The organism is Priestia sp. FSL P4-0332 (genome assembly GCF_038005845.1).
Classification (GTDB): domain Bacteria; phylum Bacillota; class Bacilli; order Bacillales; family Bacillaceae_H; genus Priestia.
In genome coordinates this window covers 3,597,585-3,611,342 of the sequence record NZ_JBBOUA010000001.1, presented here as the reverse complement: position 1 = coordinate 3,611,342, position 13,758 = coordinate 3,597,585, and the positions used below count along the sequence as shown (strand labels likewise).

Genomic DNA, 13,758 nt, shown 5'->3' with positions numbered 1-13,758 from the left:
AGAAATGAAAAGTGAAAGGGAAGTATTAGACTTAATTAAAAAAATAAAAAAGTGGTAAAAACATAAAATATCGAATTATTTTATACATTCGATATTTCATGCTTTTACCACATTCGTAAATTTAATCAGTGTAATGATAATTAATTTTTGTAAGGACTGAAGTGATTTTATCGAGACGATCCTTTGTCTTTTCTGGATAATTTATAGCTATCGCACTTACAAGATAATCGGCCACAAGTAGCGACGCTATAGGTGAATTATGAAAAGCGATACTACTCGAGCTACAAGTCAGTACTAAATCTGAGTACTTAACTAAAGGAGAAGAATAACTGTCGGTAATTGAAATGACCTTGGCATCGTTACTTTTGGCAGCTGTTACAAACTCAACAGTTCTTCTAGCGTACCTTGGAAAGGAGGTTGCAATAACTAAATCTTTAGAAGTTAAAGTAATTCCTTTATCCACCCAATCACTTAAGTCAGAGACAATTAGCTCACAGTTTCCGAGTAGTCGATTAAGCCCAAAAGATAGATGCTGTGCCACGGGTAAACCACTTCTAACGCTTGTACAAAATATTCGGTCTGCAGAGACAATCATTTCTAACGCTTTATTTAGGCTCTCTGTAGAAATCATTTCTACTGTTGATTGAATGTTATTGAATTGACTTTCTGCACAGCGCATCCACAAATCACTCTCATCTAAGCCCTTCAAATTTGTTTCTAATCTGATTTGAGGAGCAGCATTGTTACGTAAAAGCTCCTGAAGTCCTTTTTGAAACTCTGCATATCCAGAATAGCCTAGACTAAAAGCTAATCTCATTATCGTGGTCGTACTAGTTTTTACTGTCAAAGCCAATTGATCAACCGTTAAAAAAGCTACATCGACAGGATTTTTAAGGATATAGTCTGCTACTCTCCGTTGAGTTTCTGTTAGTTGTGAGATATTATCTTTTAATTTTAATATTGGATTTTCCATACCTTCGCTCCAATTAAACAGATTATATTGTAAATTTTATTTTTTTAAGCATATAAAAAGTATTTATCACAATACTTACTTGAATTTTAGCATGTTTACTTTTTTATGTAAAAATGTTTCTTCTAAGTAATAAAGCTTAGGATATGTTTTTCCTGTGCTTTATTTATAAAAATAGATTTACTTTATTAGGCACCGGTGATAAGATACATTTAAGGTTGTTGTAATAAATATTACTAAAATATTAAATGTAGTAATATTTATTACTTTATTTATTTTTTACGATGTTTTTCTATCTTTTTCAAAAATGCAGCAAATAAACTGTAGATATTCTGCGAATAGGAGGGGGGCAATATCTAATTTTATTACTTTAATTTTGTAAGCGTTATCCTGAGTAGAGCATTGATTAGAATATATTAAAATCGAAGAGGAGTGTATATCAGTGAGTAATTTAGCACCAGTATTATCTGAAGACATTATTAAGAGAGCAAACCTTCTTAACACAACTCTTATATCCGATGCAATGGGGTGTACAGGCTCAATGGATTATAAAATTAAGCCTGTATCTACAGGAATGAAGGTAGTTGGAACTGCTCTAACTGTAAGTTTAAGACCTGGAGATAACTTATTTCTTCATCAGGCAATCTATGATGGTACAGAAGGATATGTACTAGTTGCTGATGGAAAGGGGCATACGGCAAATGCTTACCTTGGAGAATTAATGGCAGCTGCAGCTAAAGCTATTGGACTTGAGGGGATTATTATAGATGGGGCAGTTCGGGACAAAGAGACCCTTAGTCAATCAGGATTTCCTATTTTCTCAAAAGGATTTATTCCAAATGGCCCCTTAAAAGACGGGCCAGGTGAGTTACATAAACCTATTTCTTGTGGAGGAGTATCCGTCATTCCAGGAGATCTAATTATAGGTGATGATGACGGAGTTGTTGTAGTTCCAAAAGAAAAGATTGAAGAGGTTCTTTTTAAAGCTGAAAAAAAACTAGAGTATGAGAAAACGCGTTTAGAAACGATCGAAGCATTTGAAAAAGCGCGTCTGCAAGGTGAATCTGGAGGTAACATTCAACCTTCATGGTTAAGAGAACAGATGAAAGCATATGGATTATAAACAGAAGGGGGAGCTTTAAAGTGAAATTAGGTTTTATTGGATTTGGAGAGGCGGCCTTTGAGTTATCAGTTGGCTTAAAAGGCGAAGGTTTAGAAACCATTTTTGCTCATGATGTTATGATAGACCATCCTACATATGGTCCACAAATTAAAGAACGAGCTGCTCAAGCTCAAGTAAAACTTCTTTATAGACCTGAAGAAGTTTTAAAACAAGCAGATATAGTAATGGTAGCAGTACCCGCAGATAAAGCACTTGAAGTTAGTGAAATGCTAAAACCATTTATAAAGAAAGATTGTATCTATGTAGATGTATCAGCTTCCACTCCTATCGTGAAACAAAAAGTTAACACAAATATACAAGAAAAGAATGCATTCTTTGTGGATGCCGCAATGCTAGGTCCCCTGCCGGTTTATAAACATAAGGTTCCTATTTCAGCAAGTGGTAATGGTGTAGATCGACTGATTTCCTTAATGACTCCGTACGGTATGGACATAACTAAAGTAAGTGAAAAACCTGGTGATGCCTCTGCTGTAAAACTAATTCGCAGCATTTATATGAAAGGTGTAGTTGCTCTTTATCTAGAGTTATTAGAAGCTTCTCATGAATTTAATGTAGAACAATTAGTCTTAGATTCTATTAGTGAAACTCTAGATAGTAAGAGCTTTAGAGAAACAATGAACCGATTAGTAACGGGGACTTCTATACATGCGTTAAGAAGATCAATTGAGTTAGACGGCTCTATTCAAATGCTAGAGGCTTCTAATTTAAACTCGGTTATGTCTAAAGCAGCAAAAAGTAAGTTAGAAACATTAGCATCATTTAATTTGAAAGAGAAGTTTAAAGGACAAAAGCCAGACCACTGGTTGGATGTTATCAAAGCGTGTAAAGAAGATGCTGCTGTAAACAATTAAATAAACTAATTTATTGTATCAATAGTAAGATACGGGGGGATTTACTTGGGAACATGGAATTTTCAAAGCGGTTCTATTTGGTTAGAAAAGGGGTTCATTCCAAATAAGTCTACAGGTATAACAGTTACTCATAAGAATGCCAGAGATATTCATTTATCAGAATCAAATTTAATTGTAACAACCCTAGGGGGTTTTTAATGTGGGTGGTTACTGTAATCAATGCTTATTCAAGAGAAAATAATATTATCATGTTTGAATTTAAAACAGAAAGGGAGGCAAGAGAAACTTCCGTGAAATTACAAAATCATAAAATTTTTTCTGAAATTATCTGTTATTATAATCCAGCTTCTCCCCTAGCTGTTAACTGAGTTCTTTTAGGTTTAGGAAATCTACTTAAAAAAGATAGTGAAGAAGACCAAACAAAATGAATGAACAAGCAAATATGGTAATTCTCCAGAGCTTGATAATAAAAGAGATATAAACGTTATGTTTAAAAATAAGATAGTGTTGGTAACCAATGGCGGCACAGGAATTGGAAAGGCTGCTTCCCATGATCAAACTTGTGGAAATTAAAAAATACCTCATATGACACTTATATAAAAGATAATTGCAGGTAAGGAATTGTAAAAGAGGTTACAGGAAGAACTGTAACCTCGATGTTAAACTTCCATTCCTTTAAAAGTGTCGCTAAGGGAGTTATTTAACTCAATAAACTGTTTTTCTATAGGGGTAAATTCATAATTTAGGCGAGAGATGAGATAAAAGTCAGTGTATCTATAGGTTGATGGAACTTCTAAATAATTGTTGATGTTATAACGATTTGCGATACGCTTAGATACTAAGGAAATACCCATACCCATTAATGCAAATTGTACTAATGTTTCTGGATCACCCACTTCAATAATGTCACCTTGTTCAATATTTAAGCTCACATAAATATTATGTAGTATTGTCATGTACAAGCACTTATCAGATAGTACAAGTATATTTTTTTGTCTTACATAATCATCAAATGTTGTGTGTTGATCAATCCCTCGACCAATTACAACCATTTCTTCTACTCCTACTTCTTTATACCTTATCTTTTTGTTGTTTAATGATCCAATTGTATAAGCTACATCAATTTGTCCAAGTAGAACTTGATTTTCAATATATTCGGTTGAACCGGTTTTTAACGTTACTGCTAAATCGGGATATGTGTTATAAAGTTTGTTTAAAGCGCTTGAGAATTCAGTTCCCCCAACTGATATCATGGTACCAATACGGAGTTTTTCGTCTTGTTTTTTCATTTTATTTTCAGTTTCTTCCCAAAGATGCAATATTTTTTTAAATTGATGGTACAATTTTTCTCCTTGTTTTGTTAATTTAACTCCTTTTGAATTTCTGATAAACAGTTCTTGGTTATAATACATTTCAATTTTCTTTATTTTTGCGGTCATATTAGATTGCAGATGGTTCAATTTCATCGCAGCAGCAGATATACTTCTTAATTCCGCCACTGAAACGAAAGCTTTCATGTTTTCAATATCCATTCATTTTCACCATCCATCAAAAAAAGTGATATATCCATCATATTTTAACATTTAAAATGATGATTCATTTTAATTATACTTGATTAAAAGGTAAGATTTTCTACAAAATTTTGGAGGAATGTCTAATGACGGATCAATTAATAAAAGTAGGAATTATAGGAGGATCTTTGAATAATCAATGGGCGAGTAAAACACATATTCCAGTACTTAAAGAAAACCCTTTTTATCAAATAACCGCGATTGGAACATCAAAAGCAGAAACCGCAAAGGAAAGTGCGAGGGTACTTCATGCTTCCCATAGTTTCACAGATTATAAGAAATTAGCTAAATCTAAAGATGTTGATTTAGTAGTAGTTAGTGTAAAAGTTCCATTCCATTACAAAGCTTCAATTGCAGCCATAGAGAAAAATAAACATATTTATTGCGAGTGGCCGTTAGGCATAAATACTATGCAGGCTGTTAAACTAGCAAGGTTAGCGGGTCAGGCGAACATTCACCATGCTATTGGATTACAAGCAAGACAATCTCCCGAAGTGAATTATATAAAGGAGGCTATTAAACAAGGAGAAATTGGGAGAATCATTTCCTGCACCATGCAGGTAGCCACACAAGGGAAAGGGGGAGTAACAGATGAAGCAAACAGTTATATTTTGAAAAAAGAAAACGGAGCGAACCTTCTTACCATTAACGGTGGGCACTCGCTTGATGTTCTTTGCTACATCTTAGGTGATTTTAGAGAGTTATCGGCTGTAATGAATACGCATTATACAGAAACTCTCATACAAGGAACAGGAGTTACGATACCAAAAGATACAGCGGACCAAATCTTAATACAAGGGACACTCATCGATGACATTTCGGCTTCTGTCCATATTCAAGGCGGAGTTTATCCAGCTTTTCAATTAGAGATTAGAGGGGAAAAGGGGGTTTTTCGTTTAACACAAAATCATTCCTCAGGCCACGTGCAATTTGGTGATCTCAAAGTCGAAAAAGTTAAATATCCTACTTATTTATTAAGTGCTAAAGGTGTTTATTTTGAAGAAATAAACGTATCTTCAGTAAAAGATAATAATCCAAAAGGCTATGTTGAAAAGGCTTATAATATGTTGGCAAAAGATATATTCGAAAATAGAGGTCAAATTCCCAACTTCAATGATGCCGTTAAGCTTCATCAGCTATTGGATGCGGTTCGGACATCTGCAGAGACTGGTGAAAAAGTAGTACTTGATAGGTAAGGCATATTCATAACAACATGTATATTATGTAAAATAATTTAGGTTTATCACTTCTTGGAACGTATACAATTAAAGGTGAAAGGCAGCTAAAGGTGTTATGTGGCTGCGGTTCGTACAAGGCATCGGAGTAGGTGGTGAAGTTCCTGTTGCTGCAGCTTATATAAATGAACTTTCAGTTGCACAAGGACGGGGACGTTTTTTTATGCTGTATGAGATGATTTTTCCGCTAGGGTTAATGATATCCGCGCAGATTGGTGCTTTAGTTGTACCTAGCTTTGGGTGGAAGTGGATGTTTTTGATCGGTGGTATCGGCGGATTAATTGTCTTTTTATTTTTCTTTAAGCTGCGTGAATCGCCTCGTTGGTTAATTTCAAAGGGCAGGTTTGACGAAGCAGAACGAGTAATTGAAGAAATTGAATCGAGTACGGATAAACGTATAGAAGCAAAAATTAGTGCACCTCAAGCTGTAGTAAAAGGCAATTGGAAAGAATTATTTTCCCCTTTTTACCGCAGTAGAACGCTAATTGTCTGGACACTTTGGTTTTCTTCCTACTTTGTTGCGAATGGACTTAACAACTGGCTCCCAAGTTTATATAAAACAGTTTATAATCTTCCATTAGAGGATTCTCTACACGCAGCGTCACTAACGAATGTGATTCAAACAGTGGCTGTGTTTGCTTGCGCCTTACTTATTGATAGAGTTGGCCGTAAAAGGTGGGCAACTATTGCTTTTCTTGTTGTAGGCTTACTTTTAACGACACTTTGGTTTAATGGTGCCAAATCTGCCGAAAGTGTTATGTATTTAGGTTCAGCAGCTTACGGCGTTATGGGAACAATTACGGTTCTACTCTATCTCTACACGCCAAAAATTTATCCAACACGTATGAGAGTACTTGGAATCGCGTTTGCGACAGCATGGCTGCGACTAGCTTCGGCTATTGCTCCTACGATACTTGGCTTTGTGTTAGGCGCCAAGGGAATTACCTCTGTTTTTGTTCTGTTTGCTTGTGTAGCTGCAGTAGGTGCATTTATGGCATTTAAGATGATTGAAACACGTGAAAAGGTTTTAGAAGATATTGCACCATAAAAGAGCAAGTTCCAAGAGGTAAGATTAAGCCAATCTTACCTCTTTTATTAGTGAATGCTGCTATTCATTAATTCTTACAATTTTTAAAACGTTCATTATAAGGAAAGGTTGCTTTTTTGATTGCCGTTATCTTTTATAAGTAATTTTATAAAGAATAGAGGGTAAATCATCAAGTACAAATTAAAAGCCCACCATGTGAAATCGAAATCTTTAATAAATGCCCAATACGCAATAGCTTGTAGCCCTGAGCAAAATGTTAACACTAGAGAAATTAAAGCGTAACCTTTCCATGATTCTCTATGCAGCTTGTATAAATATAGGCTAAACAATCCAGTGAATGAAACAAGAATATCTAGAGGGAAGAACGACCAGTTCCAAGCTATGACTATGGGGTTATCATAATCTTTGAAGGCTGCACTTTTGGGTATCCATTCAAAGTAAGTAACAATCCAATAGATAATAAATCCGATATCTGTGACAAGAAAAAAAGGTTTTAAATATTTCATCTTTTTACCTCGTGTGTTCTTCCAAAGTTGATTTACTAGTATTAGCTTCTTTTTCCCCGGTCATATTTAATGTCACTACGCCGATAATGATTAGAGCTATAGCAACAATTTTTAGCAGGCTTACACTTTCATTAAAGTACATAAATCCAATTAGCGTAATAATTATAATCCCCATCCCTGACCAAATAGCGTAAGCGATTGAAACCTCTAAACTTTTTAAAGTTAACGTTAAAAAGCACAAACTACAAATATAAAAAAGTATAAGTAGCACACTTGGTATAACTTTAGTAAAACCGTCTGATAATTTCATGGACGTTGTACCAGCTACTTCAAAAAGAATAGCTAAACATAGATAAATCCAATGCAAATCTTTTCGCCACCTTATTTTTTTATAGAAATGCCATTCAAAAGAATATCCATAACAGATTTTAATATTTCACTCATTGTGAGTTTAGTGTTTAGCGAGAAGTTTGGCTGATAAATTTGGTTGATTGCGCCCAAGTATAGCTCTACAAACAGTTGTAAATTAATTTCACGTATAACTCCGGTTTCTATGCCTTCTTCCATAAGTTTTACCACTAGATCCCACTCTTGCTTTAGAAAGTCATCTATCTTAACCCATTGATTATAGTGAAGCCGTTTTAAATCTGCTAATAGGCGAATGTCCATTGTGCTAAACTCTTCAGGAACACATATAAGAACTTGAGTAATCTTTTCCGGTAAACTTAGACTTTCATCATGGAAGATTTCTTCTTCTTTGTTCTTGATCTGTAGGATGAGATTTTCAATTATCGAGTCAATGATGTCGTCTTTGGAGCTGAAATGTTGGTACATGGTTCGTTTGCTCGTTCCTAAATTCTTAGCCAAATCGCTAATAGTAAAAGACACCCCTTTTTGCTGAATTAAAGAAATGGCTTCTTGTGTAATTCTTTCTTTCATAAAAAACCTCCATTTGGTACCAGGAATAATTTTATAGTACCAAATGTATTTCACAACATATTTTTCCGAAAAATAAACATTTTTATCTTGTGTTTACTTTTTTAGATGTGAAGGATCTGGGCTCTTATTGTTTGGTTTTAGAGCAATTTATCAATATTTTTAAAATTAAAGTTAATATATTTAATTTTTAATATAAAATTATTTAATTTTATTGTTTTTAATATTAAATATTTGTTATATAATCAAATTAACTAAAAGAAGGAGATTTGATTATGGCTTATAAAGTAATTACAAATTGTCCTGTTTGCAGTGAAACATTAAAAATTACAAAGCTGCAGTGCACTCATTGTCACACGACAATTGAAAATGAGTTTGAATTATCTAAACTGGCATCCTTATCAAGTGATCAGCTTCATTTTGTAGAAGTATTTTTAACCTGCAGAGGAAATATCAAAGAAGTGGAAAAGGAACTGGGCGTTTCGTATCCAACCGTCCGAGGCAAGCTCACAGACATCATTTCGTCCCTTGGATATGTAGAGAAGAAGAAAAACGAAGTAGATGAGAAAAAAGTTGTGTCCATGTTAGAAAATGGTGAAATTACAGCAGAAGAAGCCATTAAGCTTTTAAAAGGAGAATAGGGAGGGATTTTTTATGAAAGAGGAAATTACAAAAGTGTTAACAATGGTTCAAGAAGGCAAAATTGATGCGGAAAAGGGATCAGAACTGATTCAAGTATTAAAAGAGAAAGAAGAAACAGGAAATACGCTTTTGAAGAAACCAAATGTGTATTTAGATAAAACGTTAAAAATTCGAGTTGTGTCAACTGAAAACGATAATGTGAAGGTTAATTTGCCTATCAAACTTGTCAAGCTGGTATTAATGGCTGGACACAGCATCGCAGCGAGTATTCCTCAATCAGAAAAATATGTGAAAGATATAGACATAAACCTTATTGTTGAGGCAATTGAAAATGAGTTAGATGGTCAAATTGTTGATATTAAATCGGCAAACGGCGATACCGTTTCAGTCATTATTGAGTAATGGTTCGCTTATGATTCATGTAAAAGTGAAAACCAAAGAAGCTCGGTTTAACATCCCTATTCCATATGCTCTTTTAAACGTTGTTAGCAGCGTTGTTTTTTCGAAATTTATCCAGAAGCATGCAGATAAATGGACAAAAGAACATTTTAAAAGAAAAGAGCTGAATTTTACTTTTCCGATAATAGATAAAAGCATGCTAAAGCCTATTGTTAAGGAACTGAAGAAACATAAGGGAATGGTACTAGTAGATGTCAAAGCTGCTGACGGTACGGAAGTAAGAGTTAAACTATGATGTAGCTTTGCAAAGTGCCTACCCGCGTGTAAAAATAAAACCTTATTCGTCCATATAGATGTAAAAAAGGCTAAAAAAAGAGATCATACAGTTTGCTATCGTGCTGTATGATCTCTTTTTTTCTCTGCTTCTTTCCTTTTCTTATTTAACCTATATCCGGAATATGTGCCCTAAAATATGGCAACAAACATAGCAATCCATATTCCTATCCACACTGACATCGTATTAAAACGCCCCTTTGCTACTTGATTTTATTAAGTATTTCTTTTTATTAAGCAGCTCTGTAGTTGATTTTATCTTTTTAAAAAATCCAAAACTCACTATCATAAGCTATTACTAACAAAATAACAGAATACTAATTTTTATGTAAAAAGCTTTAAAGCCCAGGGACTATATCTATGCGAATTAAACTGGAGTGTATACCAACATCTTCCACTTTCACCTTTAGAAAAAGAAGTGATAAGTCATAGAAGAAATAAGGTTTCCTTCATAAAGTAAATATTTTCGCGTCAAAATGGGTCATTGACAAAGAAAGTTCAGAAAAATATAATACTTATTATATTCTAATATTTTAATGCTTAAATGTTTAAAAGCAGCTAGGAGTTTACATATGACTCATACATTATCCTTAAATTCTTTATGCAGACTTCATACAAATCTAGCAGAAGTCGATATTCAAAAGATTGATGAAGTTGCTAAAAATTTGCCGCTTATTGCTGATTTAAACGGAGCAAATGTGTTTATCGATTGTTTAACAAAAGAAGGACAGCATGCAGTTGTAGTGGCAGAAGCTGCACCAGAAACTGCACCGTCAGTTTATGAACGTCCAGTCGCAGGGAAATTTGTGTACGAAGCGTTTGAACCAGCAGTATTTTACACGCTGCAAAATGGAAAACCGATGTCTTTAAATCGTGCCTTAACACAAGAAGGAAAAACGGTAGAACAAAGTGTGGTTCCTATTAAAGGATTTAATAATCGTGTAATTGCTACATTGATTATGGAGAAAGATATCAGTGAAGTAGTTGAACGTCAAGAAAAAATGAAAACGTTATCAAATACAAATGATACGTTAAGCGAAATTTTAATGGAGATGACAGAAAATGCTTCGCTTATTCCAGAGTTTATTGGAGAGGCACTTTTCTTTATTGATCCTAATTTACACATTCTATATTTTAATTCTGCTGCTTTTAATTTGGTTTCTGAAGTCTGTTCCTCAGAATGTAAGACAGGCAATCAAATCATCGAATATTTTCCTTGTTTAGAAGAGTTATTTTATCATCCAGAAAAGTTGTTTATGCACGAAGTGACCATTTTAAATAAGGTGTTTCAAGTCAAAAAAGTTAGTTTAAAACAAGAAAATCCAACGAATGGCGCTTTTATTACATTTCGAGATATGACTGAACTTAGAGAGAGAGAAAGAGAACTTGTTGTCAAATCAGTCATGATTCAAGAAATTCATCATCGCGTCAAAAATAATTTACAGACTATTGCGAGTTTATTAAGGCTCCAGATGAGAAGGGGCCTTCCTGAAGAAAGCAAGGCTCATTTTGTCGAGAGTCTTAACCGGATTTTAAGTATCGCTTCTGTGTACGAGATTATTCTTTCCAACTCTAGTGTAGACAATGTAGATATTCTTAGTTTGATTGAGAAAATTGGTAATATGCTAGTGTATAGCTCTACGGATGAAAATAAAAATATTTCAATTGAATATTCGGGCACTCAGCTTTTTACAAAGTCGGATAAAGCTGTCTCCATAGCATTAATTATTAATGAGCTCATTCAAAACTGTATGAAACATGCGTTTAAGGGGCGAGAAGAAGGTAAGGTTCACGTTTCTTTTCAACAGAATAACTGTGAGATAGAGGTTACAATTAAAGATAATGGTGTTGGATACTCAAAAGAAGCCAAACCATCTTTAGGATTAGATATAGTTACCATGATGGTCACTCACGATTTATCTGGTCAATTTTCGATTGAGAGAACTGCAAATGGCACCATGGCATCAGCTAGGTTCCCATTAGAAAGAGGCGGACACCGTGACTAAACGAATTATGATTGTTGAAGATGAGTCAATTGTACGGCTAGATTTATCAATGATGCTCTCTGATAATGGTTATGAAATAGTAGGAGAAGCTGGAGATGGAGAAAAAGCGGTTGAATTAGCTTTTGCACTAAAGCCAGATCTGATTATTATGGATATAAAAATGCCTAAGTTAAATGGACTAAAAGCAAGTGAAATTATTTCAAATAAATATAATATTCCTATTCTGCTGTTGACAGCATACAGCCAGAGGGAGTTTATTGATAAAGCAAAAAAAGCGAATATAGTAGGCTATTTAGTAAAACCGATAGCTGAATCAAATTTAATTCCAGCAGTTGAAATCGCTCTACAGCAAGCAGAAAATGCAAAAATGTATGAGCAAAAAGTTCAGGAAATGAATAATGAACTGAAGAAACGAAAAATTGTTGAAAAAGCAAAAGGAATTTTAATGGATAAATATAATTTAACAGAAGATCGTGCTTTCAAAAAAATGCGGACTATTAGCATGAAAAAGCAGGTTACACTAGAGAAGTTAGCAAAACACATCATTGAGAAATATGGAACTTAACCTCACTGTACAAGTAAATAGTTTGAGCAAAGGTGCTTAGTGGTTTTAAGTGATAAAAAACCACCTGGCACCTTTTTGTCTTTTTTAAGGGAACAATTTTAATCTTTCTCTAGTAGCAAAGCTCTTGACAGGTTACTTCATACGCTTTAAATAGATAGAAATAGTTAAACTATTATCTATTTAAATAAAAATCATCATATAGGGGGAATTGGGTGTGGTTATCATTGGGAAAATCGTGATTTATATTATCATGACTTGTGCAGTGTGTGGGGCTATTGCTGCGATTAGAAATAGTGATGAAGGATTAGGAAAGCAATTCATGGAAGGGTTACATTCTATCGGGTATATTTTTATACCAGCGGCTGGTATCATGGCTGCAACTCCATATCTTTCGTGGTTTATTAGTACGGTATGCGGTCCTTTTTTCTCAGCTATTGGGGCAGATCCTGCTATCGCTGCAACCTCTATCTTAGCAACGGATATGGGAGGATATCAATTAGCACACGTATTAAAAGAGTCGTATGAAGGATGGGTCATGGCTATGATAGTAGGATTTATGGCCGGAGCAACCATTGTATTCTCGATTCCAGTAGGACTTGCCATGCTTGATAAACGCGACCATAAATATATGGCGCTCGGCGTTATGTCAGGTGTGTTAACGATTCCAATTGGGGCTTTTATTTCAAGTGTTTTAATTATGGTAACCAATTCTGATGTGCGTAAAATTATTTCCACTACAAGTGATTCAACATATGAATTTACGATAAGTTATTTGAAAATTATTTTGAATTTATCTCCACTTTTATTATTTGTTGTGCTGTTAGCGGTAGGACTATATTTCTTGCCTGATTTAATGATTAAAGGGTTTATGTGGTTTGGGCGTATCATGGATGCTGGAATTAAGCTAGTTCTTGTTTTTTCCATTGTTGAAATTTTTACAGGCTTATTCTCTCATCTATTTGGAAGCTGGGGATTTCATCCGATCATGGCAGATAAAGCGGATCAATTCCGTGCGCTAGAAACAGCAGGTTATATTGGCATTATGCTTGCTGGTGCATTTCCAATGGTTTATTTGCTTCAAAAATATGCAGGAAAGCCGCTTGAAGCTGTAGGGAAAAAACTTGGATTAAGTAAAGAAGGCAGTGCAGGTATTTTAGCTACAATTGCTAATATTTTGGCGATGTTTAAGCTCATTCGAAGCATGCCTCCAAAAGACAAAGTTATTAATATTTCGTTTGCAGTTTGCTCGGCATTTTTATTAGGAGATCATTTATCCTTTACAGCCAATTTCCAGCCGACATTAATTCTCCCAGTTATTATCGGGAAGTTCTCTGCGGGTGTAATAGGCATCGGTTTAGCATATTGGCTATCTGTTCCAAAAGCCTTAGAGCTAGAAAGGAAGGATCGTGAAGCAGGCATTATTGGAAAAGACGAGTACTTAAGTTCAGCAGCTGAAGAAAATGAAAAGGTAGAAGAAAAAAGCAGTAAGACACAAGTGATGTAAGCATTGTAT

The 13,758-nt window shown here is 34.5% G+C and carries 17 protein-coding genes; 12 read left to right on the top strand and 5 right to left on the bottom strand.

Features of this window, described 5'->3' with window-relative positions:
- Positions 1 to 121 precede the first annotated feature (121 nt).
- A complete protein-coding gene (locus tag MKY06_RS18875; RefSeq protein ID WP_013058390.1) occupies positions 122 to 973 on the bottom strand; it encodes a MurR/RpiR family transcriptional regulator in 852 nt (283 codons plus the stop codon).
- Positions 974 to 1,412: 439 nt separating this feature from the next.
- Here MKY06_RS18875 and MKY06_RS18870 point away from each other — a divergent pair, with 439 nt between their 5' ends.
- Genes MKY06_RS18870 through MKY06_RS18855 form a run of 4 tightly spaced genes read left to right on the top strand, consistent with a single transcriptional unit; the run spans position 1,413 to position 3,372 of the window.
- Positions 1,413 to 2,093 (top strand): S-adenosylmethionine--2-demethylmenaquinone methyltransferase, encoded by a 681-nt coding sequence (locus MKY06_RS18870; RefSeq protein ID WP_029323486.1) that lies wholly within the window; start codon positions 1,413 to 1,415, stop codon positions 2,091 to 2,093.
- Positions 2,094 to 2,113: 20 nt separating this feature from the next.
- Positions 2,114 to 3,004 (top strand): prephenate dehydrogenase/arogenate dehydrogenase family protein, encoded by an 891-nt coding sequence (locus tag MKY06_RS18865; protein WP_097826852.1) that lies wholly within the window; start codon positions 2,114 to 2,116, stop codon positions 3,002 to 3,004.
- Between the two features lie 45 nt (positions 3,005 to 3,049).
- Entirely contained in the window at positions 3,050 to 3,202 is a 153-nt protein-coding gene (locus MKY06_RS18860) for a hypothetical protein (protein ID WP_157835277.1), read from the top strand.
- Complete coding sequence (locus MKY06_RS18855) at positions 3,202 to 3,372, top strand: hypothetical protein (RefSeq protein ID WP_289916961.1); 171 nt, start codon at positions 3,202 to 3,204, stop codon at positions 3,370 to 3,372. Before MKY06_RS18860 ends, MKY06_RS18855 begins: the two co-directional genes overlap by 1 nt.
- A gap of 291 nt (positions 3,373 to 3,663) precedes the next feature.
- Here the strand turns inward: MKY06_RS18855 and MKY06_RS18850 are convergent, their stop codons facing one another.
- Positions 3,664 to 4,536, bottom strand: a complete 873-nt coding sequence (locus tag MKY06_RS18850) for a LysR family transcriptional regulator (protein WP_057273759.1) — start codon at positions 4,534 to 4,536, stop codon at positions 3,664 to 3,666.
- Between the two features lie 125 nt (positions 4,537 to 4,661).
- On the opposite strand from MKY06_RS18850, the gene MKY06_RS18845 reads away from it, so the two are divergent.
- Together MKY06_RS18845 and MKY06_RS18840 are read left to right on the top strand one after the other, a co-directional pair.
- The gene (locus MKY06_RS18845; RefSeq protein ID WP_053487607.1) at positions 4,662 to 5,771 is read left to right on the top strand and encodes a Gfo/Idh/MocA family protein; all 1,110 of its coding nucleotides are present in this window, start codon (positions 4,662 to 4,664) and stop codon (positions 5,769 to 5,771) included.
- A 97-nt stretch (positions 5,772 to 5,868) separates the two neighbouring features.
- The gene (locus MKY06_RS18840) at positions 5,869 to 6,858 is read left to right on the top strand and encodes an MFS transporter (protein WP_228540848.1); all 990 of its coding nucleotides are present in this window, start codon (positions 5,869 to 5,871) and stop codon (positions 6,856 to 6,858) included.
- A gap of 95 nt (positions 6,859 to 6,953) precedes the next feature.
- Here the strand turns inward: MKY06_RS18840 and MKY06_RS18835 are convergent, their stop codons facing one another.
- The 3 genes from MKY06_RS18835 to MKY06_RS18825 are packed head-to-tail and all read right to left on the bottom strand — an operon-like array spanning position 6,954 to position 8,303.
- Positions 6,954 to 7,364 (bottom strand): YvaD family protein, encoded by a 411-nt coding sequence (locus tag MKY06_RS18835; protein ID WP_064471985.1) that lies wholly within the window; start codon positions 7,362 to 7,364, stop codon positions 6,954 to 6,956.
- A 4-nt stretch (positions 7,365 to 7,368) separates the two neighbouring features.
- A complete protein-coding gene (locus MKY06_RS18830; protein WP_013058381.1) occupies positions 7,369 to 7,731 on the bottom strand; it encodes a DMT family transporter in 363 nt (120 codons plus the stop codon).
- A gap of 14 nt (positions 7,732 to 7,745) precedes the next feature.
- Positions 7,746 to 8,303 (bottom strand): TetR/AcrR family transcriptional regulator, encoded by a 558-nt coding sequence (locus MKY06_RS18825; protein WP_098449992.1) that lies wholly within the window; start codon positions 8,301 to 8,303, stop codon positions 7,746 to 7,748.
- A gap of 272 nt (positions 8,304 to 8,575) precedes the next feature.
- On the opposite strand from MKY06_RS18825, the gene MKY06_RS18820 reads away from it, so the two are divergent.
- The 6 genes from MKY06_RS18820 to eutH all read left to right on the top strand — a co-directional run bounded on the left by MKY06_RS18820 (position 8,576) and on the right by eutH (position 13,749).
- On the top strand, positions 8,576 to 8,941 hold the full coding sequence (locus tag MKY06_RS18820) for a DUF2089 domain-containing protein (RefSeq protein ID WP_013058379.1): 366 nt from the start codon (positions 8,576 to 8,578) through the stop codon (positions 8,939 to 8,941).
- 13 nt (positions 8,942 to 8,954) lie between these two features.
- Complete coding sequence (locus MKY06_RS18815) at positions 8,955 to 9,344, top strand: SHOCT-like domain-containing protein (protein WP_013058378.1); 390 nt, start codon at positions 8,955 to 8,957, stop codon at positions 9,342 to 9,344.
- Positions 9,345 to 9,354: 10 nt separating this feature from the next.
- Complete coding sequence (locus MKY06_RS18810) at positions 9,355 to 9,636, top strand: hypothetical protein (RefSeq protein ID WP_098526414.1); 282 nt, start codon at positions 9,355 to 9,357, stop codon at positions 9,634 to 9,636.
- A gap of 610 nt (positions 9,637 to 10,246) precedes the next feature.
- Complete coding sequence (locus tag MKY06_RS18805; RefSeq protein WP_061859403.1) at positions 10,247 to 11,680, top strand: sensor histidine kinase; 1,434 nt, start codon at positions 10,247 to 10,249, stop codon at positions 11,678 to 11,680.
- Positions 11,673 to 12,245: an ANTAR domain-containing response regulator gene (locus tag MKY06_RS18800; protein ID WP_013058374.1), complete on the top strand. Its 573-nt coding sequence runs from the start codon at positions 11,673 to 11,675 to the stop codon at positions 12,243 to 12,245. Before MKY06_RS18805 ends, MKY06_RS18800 begins: the two co-directional genes overlap by 8 nt.
- Before the next feature lie 214 nt (positions 12,246 to 12,459).
- The gene (gene eutH, locus MKY06_RS18795) at positions 12,460 to 13,749 is read left to right on the top strand and encodes an ethanolamine utilization protein EutH (RefSeq protein ID WP_078082073.1); all 1,290 of its coding nucleotides are present in this window, start codon (positions 12,460 to 12,462) and stop codon (positions 13,747 to 13,749) included.
- The last annotated feature ends 9 nt before the right edge of the window (positions 13,750 to 13,758 follow it).

Bases quoted from the DNA above. Each gene is read 5' to 3' on its own strand.
- MKY06_RS18820 (WP_013058379.1), top strand. From the start codon at position 8,576: ATGGCTTATAAAGTAATTACAAATTGTCCTGTTTGCAGTGAAACATTA.
- MKY06_RS18840 (WP_228540848.1), top strand. From the start codon at position 5,869: ATGTGGCTGCGGTTCGTACAAGGCATCGGAGTAGGTGGTGAAGTTCCT.
- MKY06_RS18835 (WP_064471985.1), bottom strand. From the start codon at position 7,364: ATGAAATATTTAAAACCTTTTTTTCTTGTCACAGATATCGGATTTATT.
- MKY06_RS18805 (WP_061859403.1), top strand. From the start codon at position 10,247: ATGACTCATACATTATCCTTAAATTCTTTATGCAGACTTCATACAAAT.
- MKY06_RS18815 (WP_013058378.1), top strand. From the start codon at position 8,955: ATGAAAGAGGAAATTACAAAAGTGTTAACAATGGTTCAAGAAGGCAAA.
- MKY06_RS18875 (WP_013058390.1), bottom strand. From the start codon at position 973: ATGGAAAATCCAATATTAAAATTAAAAGATAATATCTCACAACTAACA.
- MKY06_RS18850 (WP_057273759.1), bottom strand. From the start codon at position 4,536: ATGGATATTGAAAACATGAAAGCTTTCGTTTCAGTGGCGGAATTAAGA.
- MKY06_RS18845 (WP_053487607.1), top strand. From the start codon at position 4,662: ATGACGGATCAATTAATAAAAGTAGGAATTATAGGAGGATCTTTGAAT.
- MKY06_RS18825 (WP_098449992.1), bottom strand. From the start codon at position 8,303: ATGAAAGAAAGAATTACACAAGAAGCCATTTCTTTAATTCAGCAAAAA.
- MKY06_RS18810 (WP_098526414.1), top strand. From the start codon at position 9,355: ATGATTCATGTAAAAGTGAAAACCAAAGAAGCTCGGTTTAACATCCCT.
- MKY06_RS18855 (WP_289916961.1), top strand. From the start codon at position 3,202: ATGTGGGTGGTTACTGTAATCAATGCTTATTCAAGAGAAAATAATATT.